This window comes from Acinetobacter sp. YH12099, assembly GCF_013419195.1.
Lineage (GTDB): Bacteria > Pseudomonadota > Gammaproteobacteria > Pseudomonadales > Moraxellaceae > Acinetobacter > Acinetobacter towneri.
This window is the reverse complement of the sequence record NZ_VPAP01000008.1, coordinates 1-21,254: the sequence shown is the minus strand read 5'-3', so window position 1 is coordinate 21,254 and position 21,254 is coordinate 1. Positions and strand designations below refer to the sequence as shown.

The 21,254-nt window shown below is 42.5% G+C and carries 25 protein-coding genes; 7 read left to right on the top strand and 18 right to left on the bottom strand.

Translation table 11 applies throughout. From position 1 onward, the window contains the following. Positions 1-7: 7 nt before the first annotated feature. From rplN to FTU39_RS06525, 13 genes are all read right to left on the bottom strand, one after another. The gene (gene rplN, locus FTU39_RS06585; RefSeq protein WP_001982634.1) at positions 8-376 is read right to left on the bottom strand and encodes a 50S ribosomal protein L14; all 369 of its coding nucleotides are present in this window, start codon (positions 374-376) and stop codon (positions 8-10) included. A 91-nt stretch (positions 377-467) separates the two neighbouring features. After that, a complete protein-coding gene (rpsQ, locus tag FTU39_RS06580) occupies positions 468-725 on the bottom strand; it encodes a 30S ribosomal protein S17 (RefSeq protein ID WP_004974714.1) in 258 nt (85 codons plus the stop codon). Continuing rightward, positions 722-919 (bottom strand): 50S ribosomal protein L29, encoded by a 198-nt coding sequence (gene rpmC / locus FTU39_RS06575; protein WP_004650482.1) that lies wholly within the window; start codon positions 917-919, stop codon positions 722-724. Before rpmC ends, rpsQ begins: the two co-directional genes overlap by 4 nt. Further along, positions 919-1,332, bottom strand: a complete 414-nt coding sequence (rplP, locus tag FTU39_RS06570) for a 50S ribosomal protein L16 (protein ID WP_004691317.1) — start codon at positions 1,330-1,332, stop codon at positions 919-921. The genes rpmC and rplP overlap by 1 nt, the downstream gene beginning before the upstream one ends. Before the next feature lie 3 nt (positions 1,333-1,335). Beyond that, positions 1,336-2,088 (bottom strand): 30S ribosomal protein S3, encoded by a 753-nt coding sequence (gene rpsC / locus FTU39_RS06565; protein WP_004974711.1) that lies wholly within the window; start codon positions 2,086-2,088, stop codon positions 1,336-1,338. Between the two features lies 1 nt (position 2,089). Continuing rightward, positions 2,090-2,419, bottom strand: coding sequence for a 50S ribosomal protein L22 (gene rplV, locus FTU39_RS06560; RefSeq protein WP_001982638.1), 330 nt, complete (start codon positions 2,417-2,419; stop codon positions 2,090-2,092). A gap of 11 nt (positions 2,420-2,430) precedes the next feature. Further along, a complete protein-coding gene (gene rpsS, locus FTU39_RS06555) occupies positions 2,431-2,706 on the bottom strand; it encodes a 30S ribosomal protein S19 (RefSeq protein WP_004673001.1) in 276 nt (91 codons plus the stop codon). Between the two features lie 19 nt (positions 2,707-2,725). Next, the gene (gene rplB / locus FTU39_RS06550; protein ID WP_004974706.1) at positions 2,726-3,550 is read right to left on the bottom strand and encodes a 50S ribosomal protein L2; all 825 of its coding nucleotides are present in this window, start codon (positions 3,548-3,550) and stop codon (positions 2,726-2,728) included. A gap of 11 nt (positions 3,551-3,561) precedes the next feature. Beyond that, positions 3,562-3,882 carry a 50S ribosomal protein L23 gene (gene rplW, locus FTU39_RS06545; protein WP_004974703.1) on the bottom strand — a complete coding sequence of 107 codons (321 nt, stop codon included), beginning with the start codon at positions 3,880-3,882 and terminating at the stop codon, positions 3,562-3,564. Beyond that, the gene (rplD, locus tag FTU39_RS06540) at positions 3,879-4,481 is read right to left on the bottom strand and encodes a 50S ribosomal protein L4 (protein ID WP_004974702.1); all 603 of its coding nucleotides are present in this window, start codon (positions 4,479-4,481) and stop codon (positions 3,879-3,881) included. The genes rplW and rplD overlap by 4 nt, the downstream gene beginning before the upstream one ends. 11 nt (positions 4,482-4,492) lie before the next feature. Further along, a complete protein-coding gene (gene rplC / locus FTU39_RS06535; protein WP_026438075.1) occupies positions 4,493-5,131 on the bottom strand; it encodes a 50S ribosomal protein L3 in 639 nt (212 codons plus the stop codon). 59 nt (positions 5,132-5,190) lie between these two features. Further along, complete coding sequence (gene rpsJ / locus FTU39_RS06530; protein ID WP_000070912.1) at positions 5,191-5,502, bottom strand: 30S ribosomal protein S10; 312 nt, start codon at positions 5,500-5,502, stop codon at positions 5,191-5,193. Positions 5,503-5,928: 426 nt separating this feature from the next. Then, on the bottom strand, positions 5,929-6,672 hold the full coding sequence (locus FTU39_RS06525) for a type 1 glutamine amidotransferase (RefSeq protein ID WP_180051895.1): 744 nt from the start codon (positions 6,670-6,672) through the stop codon (positions 5,929-5,931). A 158-nt stretch (positions 6,673-6,830) separates the two neighbouring features. On the opposite strand from FTU39_RS06525, the gene FTU39_RS06520 reads away from it, so the two are divergent. Further along, a complete protein-coding gene (locus FTU39_RS06520) occupies positions 6,831-8,018 on the top strand; it encodes a PLP-dependent transferase (RefSeq protein WP_180051894.1) in 1,188 nt (395 codons plus the stop codon). A gap of 55 nt (positions 8,019-8,073) precedes the next feature. Here the strand turns inward: FTU39_RS06520 and FTU39_RS13830 are convergent, their stop codons facing one another. Next, complete coding sequence (locus tag FTU39_RS13830; RefSeq protein WP_257224401.1) at positions 8,074-9,774, bottom strand: hypothetical protein; 1,701 nt, start codon at positions 9,772-9,774, stop codon at positions 8,074-8,076. Positions 9,775-10,025: 251 nt separating this feature from the next. On the opposite strand from FTU39_RS13830, the gene FTU39_RS06510 reads away from it, so the two are divergent. The 5 genes from FTU39_RS06510 to FTU39_RS06490 all read left to right on the top strand — a co-directional run bounded on the left by FTU39_RS06510 (position 10,026) and on the right by FTU39_RS06490 (position 15,217). Then, complete coding sequence (locus FTU39_RS06510; protein ID WP_178866857.1) at positions 10,026-11,609, top strand: helicase HerA-like domain-containing protein; 1,584 nt, start codon at positions 10,026-10,028, stop codon at positions 11,607-11,609. Positions 11,610-11,848: 239 nt separating this feature from the next. Beyond that, positions 11,849-13,060, top strand: coding sequence for an NO-inducible flavohemoprotein (gene hmpA / locus FTU39_RS06505; protein WP_004974691.1), 1,212 nt, complete (start codon positions 11,849-11,851; stop codon positions 13,058-13,060). Positions 13,061-13,152: 92 nt separating this feature from the next. Beyond that, on the top strand, positions 13,153-13,596 hold the full coding sequence (locus FTU39_RS06500; RefSeq protein ID WP_004974689.1) for an Rrf2 family transcriptional regulator: 444 nt from the start codon (positions 13,153-13,155) through the stop codon (positions 13,594-13,596). Between the two features lie 130 nt (positions 13,597-13,726). Beyond that, positions 13,727-14,587, top strand: coding sequence for a ribosome biogenesis GTP-binding protein YihA/YsxC (gene yihA / locus FTU39_RS06495; protein WP_179993942.1), 861 nt, complete (start codon positions 13,727-13,729; stop codon positions 14,585-14,587). Between the two features lie 216 nt (positions 14,588-14,803). Next, positions 14,804-15,217: a VOC family protein gene (locus tag FTU39_RS06490; protein WP_019836869.1), complete on the top strand. Its 414-nt coding sequence runs from the start codon at positions 14,804-14,806 to the stop codon at positions 15,215-15,217. A gap of 78 nt (positions 15,218-15,295) precedes the next feature. Here FTU39_RS06490 and FTU39_RS06485 read toward each other — a convergent pair whose 3' ends face one another. After that, positions 15,296-16,537 carry a dicarboxylate/amino acid:cation symporter gene (locus FTU39_RS06485; RefSeq protein ID WP_004974680.1) on the bottom strand — a complete coding sequence of 414 codons (1,242 nt, stop codon included), beginning with the start codon at positions 16,535-16,537 and terminating at the stop codon, positions 15,296-15,298. A 165-nt stretch (positions 16,538-16,702) separates the two neighbouring features. Then, positions 16,703-17,575 carry an acyl-CoA thioesterase II gene (locus tag FTU39_RS06480; protein ID WP_154320299.1) on the bottom strand — a complete coding sequence of 291 codons (873 nt, stop codon included), beginning with the start codon at positions 17,573-17,575 and terminating at the stop codon, positions 16,703-16,705. A 304-nt stretch (positions 17,576-17,879) separates the two neighbouring features. Between FTU39_RS06480 and plsB the strand changes: the two genes are divergently transcribed. Continuing rightward, complete coding sequence (plsB, locus tag FTU39_RS06475; protein WP_004974675.1) at positions 17,880-20,444, top strand: glycerol-3-phosphate 1-O-acyltransferase PlsB; 2,565 nt, start codon at positions 17,880-17,882, stop codon at positions 20,442-20,444. Positions 20,445-20,534: 90 nt separating this feature from the next. Here plsB and FTU39_RS06470 read toward each other — a convergent pair whose 3' ends face one another. Further along, on the bottom strand, positions 20,535-20,870 hold the full coding sequence (locus FTU39_RS06470; RefSeq protein WP_180051893.1) for a type II toxin-antitoxin system HicB family antitoxin: 336 nt from the start codon (positions 20,868-20,870) through the stop codon (positions 20,535-20,537). A gap of 127 nt (positions 20,871-20,997) precedes the next feature. After that, positions 20,998-21,254: zinc ribbon domain-containing protein (locus FTU39_RS06465; RefSeq protein WP_179988826.1), on the bottom strand; the 257-nt coding region annotated here is incomplete at its 5' end.

The window sequence follows — 21,254 nt, the reverse complement described above, 5'->3', positions numbered from 1 at the left end:
TTGCCTCTTATAGAACTTCAGGAGCCAATGAAATGATTTTCATGAACTGTTCAGTACGAAGTTCACGAGTCACTGGTCCGAAAATACGAGTTGCAATCGGTGCTTTGTTGTTATTCAAAATAACAGCAGCGTTATCATCAAAACGGATCACAGAACCGTCTGGACGACGAATACCGAACTTTGTACGTACAACAACAGCATTCATCACGTCACCTTTTTTAACACGTGCGCGTGGAATAGCTTCTTTTACAGTAACTTTAATAATGTCGCCAACAGAAGCATAACGACGATGTGAACCACCTAGTACTTTAATACATTGTACGCGGCGAGCACCACTGTTGTCAGCTACGTCAAGCATCGTTTCGGTTTGAATCATTGCCCTACTCCAAAACCGAGCATCACCGGTCACAATTTCGAAAGGCTCAAAGAGTACTCGAAATTGACCGATGATGCAACAAGAACGTTAATTACTCAGCAGCAGCTTCAACAACTTCAACTAAAGTCCATGACTTAGTTTTAGACATTGGGCGGCTTTCTTTGATGGTTACAACATCACCAATCTTGGCGGTATTGTTCTCATCATGAGCGTGTAATTTGGTTGAACGGCGAATCAATTTGCCATACAACGGGTGTTGAACTTGGCGTTCAATAAGGACAACAATAGATTTTTCCATTTTGTCGCTTACAACTTTGCCAGTTAACGTGCGGACTGTATTTTGACTCATTGCCCGTTCCCCTGTTTTTCGGTAAGGAGGGTCTTGATGCGTGCAATAGTTTTACGAGTAAGCGCAACTTCATGCGATTTACCCAATTGACCAGTTGCTTTCGCCATACGAAGACGGAATTGGTTAAGCTGTTGCTCATCAAGCAAAGCTGTCAACTCTTCTACCGACTTTTCACGTAGATCTTTAGTTTTCATTACATTACCGTCCGAGTCACGATAGTGGTTTTAAACGGAAGTTTAGCAGCAGCAAGCGTAAATGCTTCACGTGCCAATTCTTCGTTCACACCATCAATTTCGTACAAGACTTTACCTGGTTTGATTTGACAAACCCAATATTCCACAGAACCTTTACCTTTACCCATACGCACTTCAAGAGGCTTAGAAGTAATTGGTTTGTCTGGGAATACACGGATAAAGATCTTACCACCACGCTTAATACGACGGCTGATTGTACGACGTGCCGCTTCAATTTGACGCGCAGTCATTTGACCACGTTCAACTGATTTAAGAGCGATAGTACCGAAAGATACTGAGCTACCACGGTGCGCTAAGCCAGTGTTACGGCCTTTTTGCACCTTACGGAATTTAGTACGTTTAGGTTGCAACATGGATTATTCTCCTTTTTCAGCAGAACGATCATTGCGACGACCACGACGCTCTTGACCTTCACCACGACCGCGACCGCGTTTAGCTGGACGTTCTTCAGCAGGTGCAGGGTTCATGACTTGTTTCATGCCACCCAAGATTTCACCACGGAATACCCAAACTTTAACGCCAATCGTACCGTAAGTAGTTTCAGCACGCATAGTTGCATAGTCGATGTCCGCACGAAGTGTATGCAAAGGTACACGACCTTCACGATACCATTCAGTACGTGCAATCTCTGCACCACCTAAACGACCAGAAACTTCAACTTTGATACCTTTAGCACCAGCACGCATAGAGTTCTGTACCGCACGCTTCATAGCACGACGGAACATTACACGCTTTTCTAATTGAGAAGCGATTGCTTCAGCAACTAAACGTGCATCTAAGTCTGGACGGTCAATTTCGTTGATGCTTACTTGCGCAGGAACACCCATAATAGATGTTAATTCGCGTTGTAATTTCTCAATGTCTTCGCCTTTTTTACCGATTACGATACCAGGACGCGCAGTGCTAATTGTTACTTTAGCAGCACCCGTTGGACGTTCGATAAGAATATTGCTTACCATTGCGTTCTTAAGTTTTTTAGTTAAAAACTCACGAACTTGAAGGTCTTTAAGCAAGTATTCAGCGTATTGTTTCGGATTCGCATACCAGTTAGCGTTATGACGTTTCACAACACCTAGGCGGATACCGATTGGATGAACCTTCTGACCCATATCAAACCCCTACCTTAACGGTGATGTGACAAGTACGCTTAGTAATACGATCTGCACGGCCTTTAGCACGTGGCATAATACGTTTAAGGCTCATGCCTTCGTCAACGTAAATCGTAGATACTTTAAGGTCGTCTACATCTAAACTGTTATTGTGTTCAGCATTTGCAATTGCAGATTCCAATGCTTTCTTAACTAAAACAGCAGCTTTTTTGTTGCTGAAGTTTAAAATGTTAAGTGCATGCGCAACAGATTTGCCGCGGATAAGATCTGCAACCAAACGTGCTTTTTGTGCCGAGATAGCGGCACCGCGTAATTTAGCAGTTACTTCCATCATAGCACCTATTAACGTTTAGACTTCTTGTCAACACCGTGACCACGATAGGTACGAGTTGGCGCGAATTCACCGAGTTTATGACCAACCATGTGTTCAGAGATAATCACTGGAACATGGTTACGACCATTGTGAACAGAAATTGTTAAACCAACAAAATCTGGGAGGATCATCGAACGACGCGACCAAGTTTTGATCGGCTTACGGTTATTAGCCGCGATTGCCGCTTCAACCTTAGCGAACAAGTGCGCATCGACGAATGGGCCTTTTTTCAGAGAACGAGGCATTGTCAGATTCCTTTACTTGTTACTTAACGCGACGGTCGCGAATAATCATCTTAGTCGTACGCTTGTTGGTACGTGTCTTGTACCCTTTAGCTTTTTGACCCCATGGGCTTACAGGTTGGATACCTTTAGTACGCCCTTCACCACCACCGTGCGGGTGATCAACCGGGTTCATTGCCATACCACGAACGGTAGGACGAACACCACGCCAGCGCGAAGCACCTGCTTTACCAAGTGAACGAAGGTTGCTTTCTGAGTTAGATACTTCACCTAACACAGCGCGACACTCAACGTGCACTTTACGCATTTCGCCTGAACGTAGACGAACGATAGCGTATGAACCGTCACGACCCAACAATTGAACCGAAGTACCAGCAGAACGCGCTAATTGAGCACCTTTACCGATTTTAAGTTCGATGTTGTGAAGAGTAGCACCGATTGGCATATTACGAAGTGGTAAGCAGTTACCTGGACGAATTGGAGCATCGTTACCAGATTGAACTTGATCACCAGCACGTAAACCTTTAGGCGCAATAATATAACGACGTTCACCGTCAGCATACTTCAACAATGCGATGTGTGCAGTACGGTTTGGATCGTATTCAATACGCTCTACAACAGCAGGAATGCCATCTTTGTTACGTTTGAAGTCTACGATACGGTAGTGTTGCTTATGACCACCACCAACGTGACGTGTAGTAATGTGACCGTTGTTGTTACGACCACCAGTACGTTTTTTAGCTTCCACCAACGGCGCATAAGGCGCACCTTTGTGAAGATGGTCGTGAACGACTTTCTCTACAAAGCGACGTCCTGGAGACGTTGGCTTACATTTTTGAATCGGCATAAATTTCGTCCTTATTCCGCTGCGCTTTCAGCGGTATCGCCCAAGTCAGCCATTTCAACATCTTGGCCAGCTTTCAGGGTGACGTATGCTTTTTTAACATCAGAACGGCGTCCCAATGTACGACCAAAGCGCTTAGTCTTACCTTTAGTGATAGTCGTGTTAACTTTAACAACTTCCACACCAAATAATTGCTCAACTGCTTTTTTGATTTCAAGTTTGTTTGCATTTAATGCAACTTTGAATACTTGAACACCAGCAGTTTCGCCTAAAACTTGTGCTTTTTCTGAAAATACAGGTCCTTGTAGGACTTGATATAAACGTTCGTTGTTCATCCGAGTTCTACCTCAATTTTCTTAGCAGCAGCAACAGACATTACAACTTTGTCGAACGCGATCAAGCTAACAGGATCGATTGCAGTAGCATCAACCACATCAACGTGTGGAAGGTTACGCGCTGCAAGATATAGATTCTCATCTACAGCTTCAGTTACGATCAATGCGCGAGTTGCATTCAAGTCGTTAAGTTTTGCAAGCAACTCTTTAGTTTTAGGAGCTTCAACAGCAAACTCTTCAACCAATACAAGACGATCTTGGCGAACAAGTTCAGCTAAGATACATTGCATTGCACCGCGGTACATTTTGCGGTTAACTTTTTGAGACCAATCTTGTGGACGAGCAGCAAAAGTTTTACCACCACCAACCCAGATTGGGCTACGAATAGAACCAGCACGAGCGCGGCCAGTACCTTTTTGACGGAATGGTTTTTTACCACCGCCAGCAACGTCTGCACGTGATTTCTGAGCTTTAGAGCCTTGACGACCACCAGCTAAGTAAGCTGTAACAACTTGGTGTACAAGTGCTTCATTGAATTCACGACCGAACGCAACTTCAGATAACTCAACAGCAGAGCCGGAAACAGTATTTAAATTCACGTTATTTCCCCTCAAGCCTTGATCGTAGGACGTACAGTTACGTCACCACCAGTCGCACCAGGAATCGCACCTTTAACAACAAGAACTGAACGCTCTGTGTCGATAGATACAATTTCAAGACCCTGTACAGTTACGCGTTCAGCACCTAAATGGCCAGCCATTTTTTTGCCTTTGAATACGCGACCAGGAGTCTGGTTTTGACCTGTAGAACCTAGAACACGGTGAGAAACAGAGTTACCGTGAGTAGCGTCTTGAGTACGGAAGTTCCAACGCTTAACACCACCCTGGAAACCCTTACCTTTAGACTGACCAGTTACGTCAACGATCTGACCTACTGTGAACAAATCTACACCGATAGTTCCGCCAACTTCACGACCTTCAAGGTCAGCTTCTGTAGCACGGAATTCTTGAACTAAACGACCAGCAGCAACACCCGCTTTAGCGAAGTGACCTTTCTGAGCGTTAGTTACGCGAGATTCGCGACGTTCACCAGTAGTAACCTGAATTGCTTGATAACCATCTGTTTCAAGCGTTTTGATTTGAGTGATGCGGTTAGGATCAACCTCAATCACTGTAACAGGTACAGAAACACCAGCATCTGTAAAGATACGGGTCATACCGCACTTGCGACCGACTAAACCAATAGCCATGTGCATAAACCTCTAAAAAAGCGGCCTAATTAACTTAGAGTGTTAATTAACCGAAAGCCTTAACCCAATGCAATCTGAACATCAACACCAGCTGCTAGATCTAATTTCATCAACGCATCAACAGTTTTATCTGTAGGTTGAACGATGTCGATCAAACGCTTGTAAGTACGGATTTCATACTGGTCGCGCGCATCTTTGTTTACGTGTGGTGATGTTAAAACGTTGAAGCGTTCGATGCGAGTTGGCATCGGGATTGGACCACAAACTTGTGCGCCAGTACGCTTAGCGGTTTCTACGATTTCTTGAGCAGATTGATCGATCAGACGATGATCAAAAGACTTCAAACGGATACGAATTCTCTGGTTAGACATACCAGTTAACTCCAAGCCAAATATATAAAGAATCACCCTTGACGCATCTCACCCCACTAATTTAAGGCAAGTGTCAAAGGCAGTGAATTATCACTAAGGTCATGATCGATGCCACGACTGTCACGATGTTAACTACTTTCTTCGCAGTTAACCCCCTTGCATAAAGGGTCGCCCATTATAACGATTGTTTAATGCATAAGCAAATCTCTTTTTGGCTTTATTGCTTTATTTTTCACGCTCTGCCGATTTCTCTTTTTAAAATATACGATTAGCACTTTATATATGAGTTAGGCAGCATTCCTATCCATTTATTGAGTGTAAATTTAGACAATCTGCATTTTGACCATTCCAACCATCCCTGACAGCAGAAATCGTCATCGCCCTGACCTAACTTTCTTTTCTGTGTTTGCGCCACAACCCATGACTTTATTCTCGAAGTTTGCTTTGTGCTAAAACATAATCTATTGCACGATTCATTAATTGGTTGCCTGCCTGAAATTGTGCCGCAGACATCTGTTTTAATTCATGCGCGGGTTGTACATACATGCCCGAAAATGCTGGTTTCATTTCGGCATTGTCTAAAAACAGCTGCAAAGCTTGTGGGGTAATTTCTGGATGGAATTGGAATCCTAGTACATTTTTCCCAATTTGATAGAGTTGATTAGCGCAGGCGGCATTACTGGCAAGTCTTACCGCGCCCTTTGGTAATTCAAAAGTTTCACCATGCCACTGCATCACTGTGATTTGATCAGGTATTTGAAAGCAGGTTTCTGGTGTATTTTCGACTTTATAGACTGGATGCCAACCACGCTCTTGTTCTGGATTACGACTGACCGCTGCACCCAACGCATTGGCAATTAACTGCCCACCCAAACACAAGCCAATAGCAGGCTTGCCTGAAGCGAAATAACGTCGAATCCAGCGCTTTTCAATTTTTAGCCAGGGATAGTTCGCCTCATCATTGACACTCATGGCGCCGCCCATCACAATCAATAAATCGACATCTTCGACCCGTGGCAAAGCTTCAATTTCAATATTTTGTTCGGGTGGCAAAGCAAAAAATTCGGTGGCACTGATGTGTGCCTGCATTTGTTTCAGGTAGCTATAGCAACTCCCAAAACCTTCTTCGGCAATATGTTGAAAATAATGCACTCTTAATGGCGCTTGCATCTTAATCATCCTGAGTTATGTCTACACTTGAGCTTCTGCAAAAATAACGCCAACTTCAAGACTCATCTTGTATTTTTAAAGCGTTCAGCTTTTTATAGCTTTAAGCCTGTGTTTCTCTTAATCTAAAGCCAATATGGTTTTATTTTCTGAGTGAGATTGTGAAAAAGAATGCTCAAACTGTGTTAATTCATGCACCACGACGTGCCCCGCAATATATTTCGACAGTACAACCTCCCCTATTTCGTGCATCGACCATTATTTTTGAGAATACCGATGCACTGTTTAATCGCCATTGGACAGATGCTTATGACTATAGTTATGGCACACACGGCACCCCAACCACCTTTACCCTTGCCGACCAAATTGCGCAATTAGAAGGTGGGCAATACGCCTTACTTGCACCGAGCGGACTGTCTGCCATTAATTTGGTGAATTCCTGCTTTTTAAGTCAAGGCGATGAAGTCTGGGTGGCCGACAATATTTACGGTCCCAATATGGAGCATTTACGCAATTTAGCGCAGCGTTATGGCATCGCGGTAAAAGTGTATAACCCAATTGATGTTGCAAGTTTTCAACCCTCTGCAAAAGCCAAACTGATTTGGCTGGAAGCCGCAGGCTCGGTCACGTTGGAATTTCCCGATTTGAGCGCCTTAGTCAAAAAAGCCAAAGCACATCATATGCTCACAGCCTTAGATAACACTTGGGGTGCAGGGCTTGCTTTTAATGCTTTCGATTTTGGTGACGATCATTTAAGTGTCGATATAAGTGTCCATGCCCTAACCAAGTACCCAAGTGGTGGTGGCGATATATTAATGGGTTCTGTGGTGACCCGTGATCAACATTTACATCATCAATTATTTCGTATGCATGCCATCCAAGGCATTTGTGTATCGGGCGATGATGTTGCGCAAGTACAACGTAGCTTAGCCTCAATGCAATTGCGCTATGAACACCAAGCGCAAAGCTGTTTGCAGTTACTGAACTGGCTGAAACTACAACCACAATTTGCTCAGGTGTTGCATCCTGCTGATGCCACATCTGCGGGGCATGCGTATTGGAAAGAAATTTGCCGCGATGGACACAGCGCAGGTTTGGTCAGCGTGATTTTTGACAATAACTACAAGTTGCAAGATATTCGCAATTTCTGTGACAGCTTAAAACTGTTTAAGCTTGGCTTTAGCTGGGGTGGTCCTGTCAGTCTGGTCATGCTATATAACTTAAAAGAAATGCGTGTGCTTGAACATTCACATTTGAAGGAGGGTTTTCTGGTTCGTTTCTGTATTGGTCTGGAACATCCGGAAGATCTGATTCAGGATATTCAACAAGCTTTAAAAGTCTTAGCTTAAATATCGACATAAAAAATTGGGCAATTTGCCCAATTTTTTACATTATTGTTTCGCTTTACTTAAAGTAATCATAGCTTACTGAAACAGTCTCACCTGCTTTTGGTAAAGCTGTTCCATAGAACACTAAACTTACGCCAGAATTACTATAAACTAGATCAAAGCCTTGTCGATGTGTTGTATCACGCGCAACATTTTGACCATTTACTGTCACTTTAACAGTTGAAGGTACTGGTACCTGTTTTAAACTAAACTGACTTGCAAGACCGGTTGCTACACGAATAATGTCATCAAATACTACATTCCAGCTTGTGGCATCCGCACAAATTGAAGCAGAAGCCCCACCAGTCAACCGTGCAATCTCTTTAAAATGACCACCGCCCTCTGCTGATCCACCTTGACCATTACATTCGAATCCTGGTGTACTCCAAGAAATTGTAGGATCTGCAAAAGTTGGACGAATATGATCAGATGTACCTACAATCGAAAAGTAGGTAGTGTTTGTAGACAAGAAATAATTTTTATAATCATTAAAATCTCGTCGTGTATAGTTACTATATACTGGACTGGACTGCCAATATGTTTCATTTTCAGGCTCATCTGAAACAAACACCACTAAATTCTTCACGTTTGGACGGTCAAAACCAGTCAAATCTGCTTCACGAACGCAGTAAAAACCTGTTTCAGTAGCTGAACCATAAGTTCCAGGTTGAGCCAAGGTTGCCCACTCTTGCTCTGCATCAGGTGTATTTCTATCAATAAAATTAGTCGTTTTATCTTTTAAAGTTCTAAGCGACTTACATGCGTACGCATCCTGCGTATTCACTGCTAAACGATAATCTACACCTGCTTGATTCAATGATTTAAAGAACTGTGCAGCACCATTAGCCAAGTTACGCTGTTCTTCAGACATTGAACCTGAAGAATCAATATTCCATAAAATGTCAACCGCATTTGCAGATTGTGTTGTTTGAGTAAAAGTTTCTTTTACTGTAGCCACTTCAATAACCGCATTGCTACTTAAAGCACTAGCAATATTCAAATCACCATATACTTGGTTAACTTGATCACTATTACTCGCTACGTAAGTATTTCCCCAAATATAACCTAATTGGTTTGCAAGCCAAAAAGATAGATTGAGACGTAATTTTTTATCACTTGCTTGTACGGCTACAGGAGTAGTAACAGATGAATTTGAATTTAATACAGATAACAACAGATCACGAACTTTAGTCAGTTCATTGGCATTAGAAAAATCAATATCCAAGATTACATTAACCACTTCACCTTGAGCATTCGTAGATACACGATTAGTTAAAATATTGACTTTTGCATTTTGCTGGATAAGAGCATCAGTAAATGCAGCTAAATAGAATTTACTAAATTCATCTAAATTTTGATTTAATACAACGGATCTCACTTTCGCTTGATTCTGTGCCGATGAAGCAGTTAAATCAACCTGTGAAGCAAATCCAGCTGCTTTTGTCACATTATCATCTAACAATAAAACAGTCCGACCTGATGTTAATGCTGTCTCTGTAAAATATTTAGGATTCACTGCACCAAAAACTGCAATATTTGCCTTTTCACTTACTACAGTTGCAACATCTTGAATAGTAGTAAGCGTTTCGTCTGGCTGTTCTGGTTGAACTGGATCAGTAGGCTTTGTAGATATTGAGCTATCTGAATCACCACCACATGCCGTTAAAAATACAGATGTTCCCACTAACATTGCTAATAATTGTTTGTTAAGTTTCATTTATACCCTCTAACCGTTTTCAAACTATTTAATAAAAGCTATTAAATTAAAATTTTATTTTTCATAATGTTATTAAAAATAAAATGAATGGTGAATATTACAAAAAAAATGGATACAATTTCAACAATAAAGTAAAAATACCTTAACATGTAACACAATAAACCAAAAAAGAGGCTTAAATCACGAATCCGTGCATAAGGGAAATTTAAGTATTCCAAAAGACAAAAATTTATATAGAGGTTTTCAAGTCAATGAATACACCAATCGTTATTGCTAAAAAAACCGCCGATACCACACAGGATATCGTGCTGCATTCTCAGCTTGCCAACCGTCATGGCCTGATTGCTGGGGCAACAGGTACCGGCAAGACCGTAACATTAAAGGTACTGGCAGAAAGCTTTTCACGAATTGGTGTACCCGTATTTTTAGCCGATGCCAAAGGCGATGTTTCCAGTCTAGCCAAAGCAGGCAGCAGCAGCCCAAAGTTTGATGCACGTATTAAGAGCTTAGGTATCGAAAGCATTCCGTTTGCAGCATCTCCTGTGGTGTTTTGGGATTTATTTGCCGAACAAGGTCATCCGATTCGTACCACCATTTCTGAAATTGGCCCGTTATTATTGGCGCAAATGCTGAACCTGAATGACACCCAAGAGGGCGTGTTGTCTGCGGTATTCCGTATTGCCGATGATCAGGGTTTATTACTGATTGATTTTAAAGATTTAAAAGCCATGCTGACCTATGTCAGCGAACACGCCAGTGAATTTAAAGCTGAGTATGGCAATCTTTCTCCAGCCAGTTTGGGTGCGATTCAGCGCAATTTACTGGCTTTAGCTGATCAGGGCGGTGATAAATTCTTTGGTGAGCCGAGTTTGGATATTTTGGATTTTATTCAAACTGACAGTCAGGGACGCGGCAATATTAATGTTTTGGCTGCAGACAAACTCATGAACACGCCAAAACTGTACGCCACCTTTTTATTATGGATGTTATCAGAACTGTTTGAACAATTGCCTGAAGTGGGCGATATGGACAAGCCAAAACTGGTGTTCTTTTTTGATGAAGCACACTTGTTATTTGACAATGCCAGCAGCGCGCTACAAGAAAAAATTGAACAAGTGGTACGCTTAATTCGCTCTAAAGGCGTGGGGATTTATTTTGTGACCCAAAACCCGCTGGACTTGCCTGAAAGCGTATTGGGACAATTGGGTAACCGTGTTCAGCATGCCTTACGTGCTTTTACACCCAAAGACCAAAAAGCAGTAAAAACTGCCGCAGATACATTCCGTGCCAACCCAGACTTTAAAGTTGAACAAGCCATTACCGAACTTGCGGTAGGTGAAGCCTTAATTAGTTGCTTAGATGAACAAGGCACACCGCAAATTGTAGAACGCGCTTGGGTAATGCCGCCCTACTCATCGTTTAGCCCAATTAGCACAGAAGAACGTCAAGCCTGTATCAGCCAGAGTGTTATTGCAGGTGTGTATGAGCAGCAATTAGATCGTGAAAGTGCTTATGAAATGCTGCAACAAAAAGTTGAACAACGTCAGCAACTAGCCGCAGCAGCAGAACAAGCTAAAATTGAAGCCAAAGAAGCTGAAGCTCGCGCCAAGCAAGAGGCAAAAGAAGCCGAAGCACTCGCCAAACAACAAGCGCGCGAGCAAGAACGTCTAGCCCGCGAACAGCAAAAAGAAGCAGAACGCGCTGCCAAACAGCGTGAAAAACTGACTCAAGATATTGTGGGTACCTTTGCCAAAAGCGCAGCACGCAGCTTAGGCGGTTCTACTGGGCAGAAAATTGTACGAGGTTTGTTAGGGTCATTATTTGGTAAGAAATAGCATGTTATAAACGATGAGGTTTGTATAGATTTCATTCATGGATGCACCATCCAAAACCTAAATGAACACTTACAAACCTCTCGCTGTCACATCTACAAACCCCATAAAAACTTTAAAAATAATGGGATATTTTTATAATCCATATTTTTTTTAAGGTTTCACAAAAAAATGTTTGCAATCCTTATTTATAAGATGTATTTTGAATACATCTTATAAATAACAGCCATGAGAGATCGAACATGACTCCACAGCAAATTGACCTTGTAAAAGCAACTGTTCCTGTACTCCGTGAAAATGGTGTCGCACTGACTGGTTATTTCTATAACCGCATGTTGGGGAATAATCCTGATCTAAAAGAAACCTTTAACATGGGTCACCAACGTAGTGGTGCGCAGGCTCAAGCGCTTGCAGGTGCTGTATTGGCTTATGCTGAAAACATTGAAGATCCTTCTGTGCTTGCGCCTGTGATTGAATTGATTGCCCACAAACACGTGAGCTTAAACATTCAAGCACCTGACTATAATATTGTGGGCGAAAACCTACTTCACTCTATTAGCGAAGTATTAAATATTTCAATGGAAGATCCTCTAATTGATGCATGGGCAGCTGCTTATGGTCAGTTAGCAGAAGTGTTTATTAATGCTGAACGTGCAATCTACGAACAACACGAACAAACTAAAGGCAGCTGGTTAGGCTGGCGTAATTTCAAAATTGCCAAGAAAGTTGTAGAAAGTGACGAAATCACTTCAATCTACTTCGAGCCAGTAGATGGTGGCGATTTACCAAAATACGAAGCAGGTCAATATATTTCAGTACGCGTATTTGTACCTGAACTTGGCTTGAAGCAACCACGTCAATACACGCTATCGACTAGCCCACAACAAGATTACTTACGTATTTCTGTAAAACGTGAGCCAGGCAATGGTGCAGATAAAGTTGCAGGTTGGGTATCGAACGTATTGCACCAATTACCAGAAGGTTCTGAAGTTGAAGTATCTGCACCAACAGGTAACTTCTTCCTCATCGACAGCAACAAACGCAATGTCTTCATTAGTGGCGGCGTTGGCTTAACACCAATGATTGCAATGTTGAATCAATTGGTGACTTTAGATGTGCCACAACCTGTGACATTTATTCACGCATGTCGTAGCAAACAAGTACATGCCATGAAACAGCATCTCCAAGACTTAACTGCAAAATGTCCACGTATTCATACGTTGACTGCGTATGAGTTCCCGAACGAAGGTGATGTACTGGGTCAAGATTACGATGTTGCAGGTCGTTTAGACCTCAGCACTGTAGATGCAGCGCTGTTACCAGCCGATGCAGATTACTACTTATGTGGTCCAATGCCATTCATGGCAGAACAGCGTAAAGCTTTACTTGCGCGTGGCATCAAAGATGAGCAAATCCATAGCGAAGCGTTTGGTACAGGTGGTGTTCGCCACTAATCTAAAGCGTTAAAAGCTAATAGGTAAGGCTAGTCTAGTTATGCTAGACTAGCCTTAATTTATTTGTATTTAAAAAAAACATCTGTGCGATCATGCAATTAAATAAATTCACCGACTATGCGCTGCGTATTTTAATGTATATCTCGCGTCCTCGAGATGTACCCTATACCATTGCGGAAATTGCACAGGATTTGCATGTTTCCCAGAACCATCTGGTAAAAATCGTTCACTTTATGGGTAAGCAAGGATGGCTAATTACCACTCGTGGTAAAGGTGGCGGGATTCGCTTGCATCCTGAAGCATTGCCTTTGCGTTTAGGTCATGTGGTGAGAATCCTGCAAGGTGAAAATCAAATTGTAGAGTGTAATACCCCGCCCTGCGTGCTGCGTGCGCAATGTGGACTAAAAGGCATTCTCAATCAGGCAATGGAACAGTTTTATCAAAGCTTAGATCAATACAGCTTGGGTGAAGTGCTACAGCCTGTACCCAATTTACAGTTCAGTACACAATCTCCAATCCCGCTGATTCATCTTTAAAGTAACTTAAACGGTCAAAGCAATATCATCCTAGATGTTGCTTTTTTCGGGCATTCAGGGCGCAAAGGTCGCTTGCCTGTATGACTTGCTTTATAATGCCTGTTTGTAGACCATGAATTGAAGTTAAGTTATGCACCATAGCAGAGGAAAATCGAAAAACAGTAAGGCAGCAGCACAGCCACGGCAGAAAATTAGCTACGAGAAAAAAGTAGACCCTGCCATTACTGAATACTCTGTTCGCGCCTTAAACTGGCTGCGTAAAGCCGAGTTTTTAATGAGTGCGCCTAAACTGAATTTATGTGTAGAAGATACTGGCTACGAAGTGGCTTTTGCAGGACGCTCCAACGCAGGTAAGTCCAGTGCAATTAATGCTTTAACCAATCAAAAACAATTGGCACGTGCTTCTAAAAAACCGGGTCGTACTCAAATGATCAACTTCTTTAGTTTGGGCAACCCCGAACAGCGTTTGGTCGATTTACCCGGTTATGGTTATGCAGCCGTACCTGAAGCCATGAAAATTGTGTGGCAAAAAGAACTCGAAAATTATTTGATTCATCGTAAAAGTTTACAAGGCTTGGTGTTACTGATGGATATTCGCCATCCCTTACAGCACTTTGATGTGATGATGCTGGAGTGGGCATATTCACGTAAATTGTTCGTGCATGTATTGCTCACCAAATCGGACAAACTCAACCGCGGCCCTGCCAATAAAGTATTGCTTGAAGTCAAACAGCAGTTGAAAAAGATGAAACTAGATTTCTCGATTCAATTATTTTCATCACTCAACAAACAAGGTTTGGAAGAGCTTGCGAGTGTGATGGGCGGTCGTTTGAACTTCACCTTAGAACAAGCGCATCAATTTGATTTAGACAGCATTCCAGAAGCGACTGGCGATGATGTTGATGTTGATGTTGATGTTGATGTTGATGTTGATCAGCCTGAATCTTTAGATATAGACGATCCAGCCACATCTGATACCAAAACCAAATAGTCCGTTAAATTACTGACTATTGGTCTATAACATAAAGTCCTATTCGTTCAATCTCGAATAGGACTTTTTATTTGTATGTCCACTTTCAGTTTTACGCCGTAATCACAATCTCTCTCACCACCAAAGTTGCACTTTACAACGCAGCCAGAAATGCCCTACTGTCAAGATCATAACAATTAAACGCTTAAACAATTACATAAGATAAGGAGATCAAACATGCAGGCACACATTTCAGTGATTACCTTAGCGGTAGAAGATTTACAACGTGCACTCGATTTTTACCGCGACGGCTTAGGACTTGTAACTGAAGGCATTATTGGACAGGAATTTGAACAAGGTGCGGTGGTCTTTTTTGAACTGCAAGCAGGCTTAAAACTGGCTTTATGGTCTAAACAAAGTTTACAACAAGATACAGGCTTAACAGGTACAGCCAGCAGTGCTGCACAAATCACTTTAGGACATAATGTACATAGCCCACTCGAGGTCGATCAGGTATTGAAACAAGCAAAAAATGCAGGTGCGAAAATTTTAAAACCTGCACAGAGCACCTTTTACGGCGGTTATGCAGGTTATTTTCAGGACTTAGATGGTCATATTTGGGAAGTGGCCTACAGCCCATGTTGGGATTAATCTGCTTTGGCTCATGTCTTTACATAGCACAATAAAACAGGATGATGCTGAAAACTTGATTCGATTTTAAACCCATTATCAGGAATGCAGTGCAGGGTCATCACGAGTATGCCGATCGACCACCACACTAATCATCATATCGCCCTGCACATTGACCACAGTACGCACAGTATCCAACAAACGGTCGATCGGCAATAAAATCGCAATCGCTTCTGCAGGCAAGCCCACCGATTGTAATACCATAATCATCGTCACCATACCTGCGCTTGGAATACCAGGCGCGCCCAAAGAAGCGATCATGGCTGTGGCACAGACAATTAATTGCTGTCCTAAACTTAAATCCAGCCCCATTAAATTGGCAACAAACAAAGCCGCTGCAGCTTCATACAATGCCGTTCCATCCATATTCAGTTGTGTACCTAACGGGATCACAAAGCCTGCAGTTTGCGGACGCACACCTAAATTTTCCTGCGCACATTTCATCGAAAGTGGCATAGTGGCAGAACTGGAACTGGTGGCAAAAGCCGTAATTAAGGCAGCACGTGTGCCTTTAAAAAAGGTGATCGGATCCATTTTGCCAAATATCCACAACAGCAAAGGCAAGACCACCACACCATGAAAAATCGTGGTGCCCGTGACCACTGCAGCAAACTCTGCCAAACGACTCAGGACTGAAATATCTTCGGTTGCAACCAACTTAGCCAATAAAGCAAAAATCCCCAAAGGTGCCAGTTTCATTACCCAGCCAATCATCAACATCATAATTTCAAAAAATTGCTGACTGAGTTTACGTACCGTTTTAAAGTGCTCCCCGCCTTTGACCAGCGCCACACCCACCAATAAGGCAAATATCACCACTGCCAAAACATTACCCTCGGCAAAAGCTTTAAACGGATTGATTAAGGTGTTTTGAATGAAATTGGTAAAAAACGAAGACGGCGTAAGCGTGTCTGGGCTTTGATGCTGCGCCATAGCATCTTGAAACATCACAATATCTACGCCTTTACCCACTGCAAATAAATGCGCACACGCCAAACCTAAAATTAAAGCCAAAGTCGTGGTGGTGACACAACACGCCAACGTAATTTTCCAGACTCGACTCAATTGCCCTACAGCCTGTAAGTTCGACACACCGACCACAATTGAGCTAAAAATTAGTGGGATCAGCAGCATTTTTAATAAACCAATAAAAATACTGCTCATTAAACCAATGCCATACAAACTGGCGCTAAAAAATGTGCTGTCTGGAAATAGATTCAGAATAAAACCAAACACCACACCCAAAATTGCGGCAATTAGAATTTGTGTATTGAGGCTCATACGCAATTGAGTTTTTTAATGTGATGTGTGGACTATGCCATGTGGCTGAAATTGAATCGAGTATTATTTTTCTAGCGCACTTTGATTAGGTTCAGATCGTGCTTCAGGATGTAAAAAAGCCGACATGAATGTCGGCTGATGAATGTAGATTTTAAAGGCTATATTTTATTGCGTTTCGATTTCACGTAAACGAATCAAGCCTTCCTGACTGGTGCTACACACCAATTCACCATTTTGCCACATGCGCCCAAAGTTCAAACCACGCGAACTAGTGCTAATGGTGGCTTCCATGTCGTACAGCATCCAGTCATCCACACGGAACGGTTTATGGAAATACATGGCATGGTCAATACTGGCACACTGCAAACTTGGTGATAAATAGCTCAAACCATGCGGACGCAGTGCTGTGGTCATTAACGTGAAGTCTGAATAAAATGCCGCAATTGCCTGATGCAAAGACACTTCATCCACCTCTGGTGAAATGCTGTCATGGGTACGAATGTAGTGTGCATAAGCAGGTTCTTCAGGCTGCGGTAAAAATGGATTGCTCGGATTAATCGGGCGAATCTCCACCAAGCGATCACGCATAAAACTGGCACGCACATTTTCAGGTACAAACTCGACAATATGCTGTTTGAGTTCCGCTTCGTTTTTTAAAGCTTCTGCTGCAGGATAGTTTGGCTCTGAAATTTGATAATTCAGACCGTCTTCCAACGGCGCAAAGGACACCATCGCAGTAAAAATGGTACGCCCATGCTGAATGGCACGTACTTGACGGCTAGAAAAACTTTTACCATCACGCAAACGGTCAACTTCATAAATAATAGGTGCGTTGACATCGCCACCAAACAAGAAATAGGCATGCAATGAGTGCGCAGGACGATCAGTGGTATAAGATGCAGCACGTAAAGCCTGTCCCAAAACCTGTCCACCAAAAACACGTTTACCCACCAAGTTACGACTGATACCTCGGTAGATATTTTCTTCTAACTTTTCTAAACAAAGAAGTTCAACCAGCTCTTGTGTGAGTGCGTTCATAACTAACCTATGTATGGCGGAAATTGGGGATGCGGGATCGAAGTCGATGAAAAAATAAATCGTCAAAATAAACTGACTATTTTAAGCCTGCTATTTTGCCATAGATTCTGCATCTTTTACCCATCAAAGACTGACCGCTGTGTCACAACTTAGCCGATCAATTTTGCTAAAAATACGATTTTTAACGATAAAATCTAACAATATTCATGCAAATTATCTAAAAATGCAGCGCGATTATTAGATACAATGACGCAAAATAAATTCCCTACTGGCTAGGGACTTAGGTGATGAAGTAGGAGTGAATATGTCCAAGCGTGGTTTTGGTCAAATGTATCGTCAGCTTTCTGGTAAGCTGCTTGACCTTGTGGTGACACCGCATGTTTTGGGTGAAGTCCCTGTCAAGGATGCGCAAAGTGTAGACTCAAATGCCACTCGCACCAAGATAACTTGCTACGTATTGCAAAATCACTCACGCAGCAATGCCTTGGTGGTCGATGGCGAAACACGTCGCTTAAAACTCACGCCTGCGCTTGATCCATTGGTGATGGGTTCACATAAAGAAAAAGCCTCGATTCTGTTTTTACAGCATCACGATGAGAACAACCTACTCAATCCACCACCTTATGCTTTTCCGCCACGCTTGTTACGTTTAATTGAACAATTAGAACAACACCCAGAACTTGATATTGAATTGGTACCTGTGACCGTGTTGTGGGGACGTTCTCCAGACAAAGAGGATTCGTGGTTTAAACTACTGTTTACCGATACGTGGGCAACGCCTGGCACAGTCAAGCAGTTAATGAATATTGGGGTGCATGGTCGTCAGTCTTATTTGGAATTTCACGAGCCACAATCATTACGCGCTTTAATTGAACATGCCAAAACTGAGCATCCGAACCTGTCGCCTGCGACCTTTATTGTTAACACTCTAAATAATTACTTAGATGGACAACGTGAAGTCGTACTTGGCCCAGACTTGTCTGACCGCCGCAATGTCATGCTCAGTCTGATTAAATCTCCCGATGTGCAAGATGCCATTCGTCGTGAAAGTTTACGCAGTAAAATTAGCGTGATTGAAGCCGAGCGTCGTGCGATTGGTTATTTAAATGAAATCGTGTCGGACTACTCTCATGCAGCGGTACGCTTTGCCGATATGGCACTGACCCGCTTATGGACACAATTGTACGATGGCGTGGAAGTGCATAATTTTAGTACCGTGCGCGAACTGGCCAAAGACTATGAAATTATCTATACCCCATGTCACCGCAGTCATATCGACTATTTATTGCTGTCTTATGTGATTTACAAACGCGGCATGATGGTGCCGTACATTGCTGCGGGCGATAACCTGAATATGCCATTTGTAGGTCAATTGCTTCGTGGTGGCGGTGCGTTTTTTATCCGTCGTACTTTCCGTGGCAACGGCTTATACACAACCGTCTTTAAAGAATATTTATTCAGTATTTTGTCGCGTAACACGCCGCTTGAATACTTTATTGAAGGTGGACGTTCACGTACAGGCCGCTTGTTGCCACCAAAAACAGGCATGCTCGCCATGACCATTCACAGTCATTTGCGTGGTCGTGCTAAACCGATTGCTTTTGTGCCAACTTATATTGGTTATGAACGCCTGATGGAAGGTTCAACCTATGTCGGTGAAATGCAAGGCAAGCCAAAAGAATCTGAATCGCTAATGGGCATTTTAAAAACCATGCGCAAGATTGAACGGATTTTTGGCAAGGTGCATGTCAATTTTGGCGAACCTGTGTTTTTAGATGATGTTCTAAAACAACACGATGCCGAACACATCAGCATTGAAAAAAATGATGATCCTATTCCACCACAAGTGTCAGATGCAGTGAATACTTCAGCACATGCGATTTTGGAAAACATTAACCGTGCTGCGGTAATTAACCCGGTATCTTTGTTATCGCTGATTTTACTGGCAACACCAAAACATACCTTGGATGAAGAAATTTGTGTGAAGCAGTTAGACACTTACCGTAATCTGCTCACTGCCCTGCCTTATGATGAGCGCACTCAAGTCACACCATTATCAGGTAAAGAAATTATTGCCTACGGCTTAAAACTCAAACTGATTAAACGAGTGCAGCACGTTTTGGGCGATATTATCGCGATTGAAGACCATCAGGCGGTGTTACTCACCTACTTCCGCAACAATATTTTGCATGCCTTTGTCTTACCATCTTTAATTGCAGCATTGGTGAAACATAATGGTTCGATTCGTCGTGGTGATTTAATCAACGTCATTCGTACTTTATATCCGTTCCTGAAAGCTGAGTTGTTCTTGAAATGGCAAGATCAGGAACTCAAAGAACGGATTTGTGCCTATGTAGAAGCGTTAATTCAGGCCAAATTGATTTCTGAAGATGCGGAAGGCAACTTAATTTCACCTGCACCAAATAGTGAAGACCATAACCAGTTGGTAGTATTGGCTGCACCTGTAATGCAGAGTTTAGAGCGTTATTACATGACACTGGCGCTGATTACACAACGCGGCTCAGGCAATATTTCGGCACGTCAGGTCGAAGAACTCAGCCATTTGGTCGGTCAGCGTTTGTCGGTGCTGTATGAATTCAACTCACCTGAATTCTTTGACAAAGCCTTGTTCCAAAGCTTTATTAAAGTCTTAACTCAGCAAGGTTATATCAGCACCAACAGTGACAATGCGATTGTGTTTGATGATAACTTTAAAAACGTCGCACAATACGCCAATTTGGTGTTGGATGATGTGACTTTGCAGATGCTGCAACACATCACCACCTTTAGTGATGAAGAATTGCGTGAGGCTTTGGAGGCACTTGCTGCACAACAAGCGAAGAAACGCTTGAAACGTAAGAAGAAGTAGTTTTCACACAAAAAAGCATAGCGATCTGTATAACAATGGGTCGCTATGCTTTAAATTGAATATAGAACAAAATTTATAGCATTGATAAAATCATCCACCTAAGCGCATTAATTTCTCTTGAATTGCATCACTCACAAATGCATTCAAAGAACTATCTTCCGAAGCTAAAACAGCTTTGCGATGTAACTCAGGACTGATACGAACATTAAATGTTCCCTTGAATGGCTGATCGGGTTTCTTCCCTAATTCTGCACAAGAATCTAAATATCCATCTACCGATTCCTGAAAAGCTTGCTCAAGTGTTTTTAAGGTTTCAGCCTCATAAGTAATAAGATCTCGAATGAACGCCAATTTTCCAAACAACTCACCTGTTTCAAGGTCTGGTTCAATCGTCCCGAGATAACCTTTGTATTTAAAATAACTCATAAAAAACCCTCCTGCTTGAGTGCTTGCTTTACAGCTTTCAATGCCCCACCTTTGATTTCATTTTCAGGGTGAGGTAGATGCAGTAAAATCATGTGCTCGGTTTTGAGGTTTTGACATCCTCCCCCCCTTAAAAGAGGGTGATTCCTACAGCTAGACGCTTATGCCCAAGCGCAAGAATGTTTAAAGCTGAGTTTATATCTCGATCATGAGCTGTACCACAGCTCATGCACTCCCATTCTCTTATTCCAAGATCTGTACTACCTTTGGGACTACTTGAGGTGATCTCACCGCAGCACGAACAGATTTGGGTGGTATAGGCTTCTTGGACTTCTTCAAACAATACGCCTGCGTTCTCGCATTTATACTTGAGCATTGTTTTTAGTG

What these genes read in the sequence shown, in the direction of transcription:
- rplN (WP_001982634.1), bottom strand. Translation starts at nt 376, where the DNA reads ATGATTCAAACCGAAACGATGCTTGACGTAGCTGACAACAGTGGTGCT.
- rpsQ (WP_004974714.1), bottom strand. Translation starts at nt 725, where the DNA reads ATGAGTCAAAATACAGTCCGCACGTTAACTGGCAAAGTTGTAAGCGAC.
- rpmC (WP_004650482.1), bottom strand. Translation starts at nt 919, where the DNA reads ATGAAAACTAAAGATCTACGTGAAAAGTCGGTAGAAGAGTTGACAGCT.
- rplP (WP_004691317.1), bottom strand. Translation starts at nt 1,332, where the DNA reads ATGTTGCAACCTAAACGTACTAAATTCCGTAAGGTGCAAAAAGGCCGT.
- rpsC (WP_004974711.1), bottom strand. Translation starts at nt 2,088, where the DNA reads ATGGGTCAGAAGGTTCATCCAATCGGTATCCGCCTAGGTGTTGTGAAA.
- rplV (WP_001982638.1), bottom strand. Translation starts at nt 2,419, where the DNA reads ATGGAAGTAACTGCTAAATTACGCGGTGCCGCTATCTCGGCACAAAAA.
- rpsS (WP_004673001.1), bottom strand. Translation starts at nt 2,706, where the DNA reads ATGCCTCGTTCTCTGAAAAAAGGCCCATTCGTCGATGCGCACTTGTTC.
- rplB (WP_004974706.1), bottom strand. Translation starts at nt 3,550, where the DNA reads ATGCCGATTCAAAAATGTAAGCCAACGTCTCCAGGACGTCGCTTTGTA.
- rplW (WP_004974703.1), bottom strand. Translation starts at nt 3,882, where the DNA reads ATGAACAACGAACGTTTATATCAAGTCCTACAAGGACCTGTATTTTCA.
- rplC (WP_026438075.1), bottom strand. Translation starts at nt 5,131, where the DNA reads ATGGCTATTGGTTTAGTCGGTCGCAAGTGCGGTATGACCCGTATCTTT.
- rpsJ (WP_000070912.1), bottom strand. Translation starts at nt 5,502, where the DNA reads ATGTCTAACCAGAGAATTCGTATCCGTTTGAAGTCTTTTGATCATCGT.
- FTU39_RS06525 (WP_180051895.1), bottom strand. Translation starts at nt 6,672, where the DNA reads ATGCAAGCGCCATTAAGAGTGCATTATTTTCAACATATTGCCGAAGAA.
- FTU39_RS13830 (WP_257224401.1), bottom strand. Translation starts at nt 9,774, where the DNA reads ATGAAACTTAACAAACAATTATTAGCAATGTTAGTGGGAACATCTGTA.
- FTU39_RS06510 (WP_178866857.1), top strand. Translation starts at nt 10,026, where the DNA reads ATGAATACACCAATCGTTATTGCTAAAAAAACCGCCGATACCACACAG.
- hmpA (WP_004974691.1), top strand. Translation starts at nt 11,849, where the DNA reads ATGACTCCACAGCAAATTGACCTTGTAAAAGCAACTGTTCCTGTACTC.
- FTU39_RS06500 (WP_004974689.1), top strand. Translation starts at nt 13,153, where the DNA reads ATGCAATTAAATAAATTCACCGACTATGCGCTGCGTATTTTAATGTAT.
- yihA (WP_179993942.1), top strand. Translation starts at nt 13,727, where the DNA reads ATGCACCATAGCAGAGGAAAATCGAAAAACAGTAAGGCAGCAGCACAG.
- FTU39_RS06490 (WP_019836869.1), top strand. Translation starts at nt 14,804, where the DNA reads ATGCAGGCACACATTTCAGTGATTACCTTAGCGGTAGAAGATTTACAA.
- FTU39_RS06485 (WP_004974680.1), bottom strand. Translation starts at nt 16,537, where the DNA reads ATGAGCCTCAATACACAAATTCTAATTGCCGCAATTTTGGGTGTGGTG.
- FTU39_RS06480 (WP_154320299.1), bottom strand. Translation starts at nt 17,575, where the DNA reads ATGAACGCACTCACACAAGAGCTGGTTGAACTTCTTTGTTTAGAAAAG.
- plsB (WP_004974675.1), top strand. Translation starts at nt 17,880, where the DNA reads ATGTCCAAGCGTGGTTTTGGTCAAATGTATCGTCAGCTTTCTGGTAAG.
- FTU39_RS06470 (WP_180051893.1), bottom strand. Translation starts at nt 20,870, where the DNA reads ATGAGTTATTTTAAATACAAAGGTTATCTCGGGACGATTGAACCAGAC.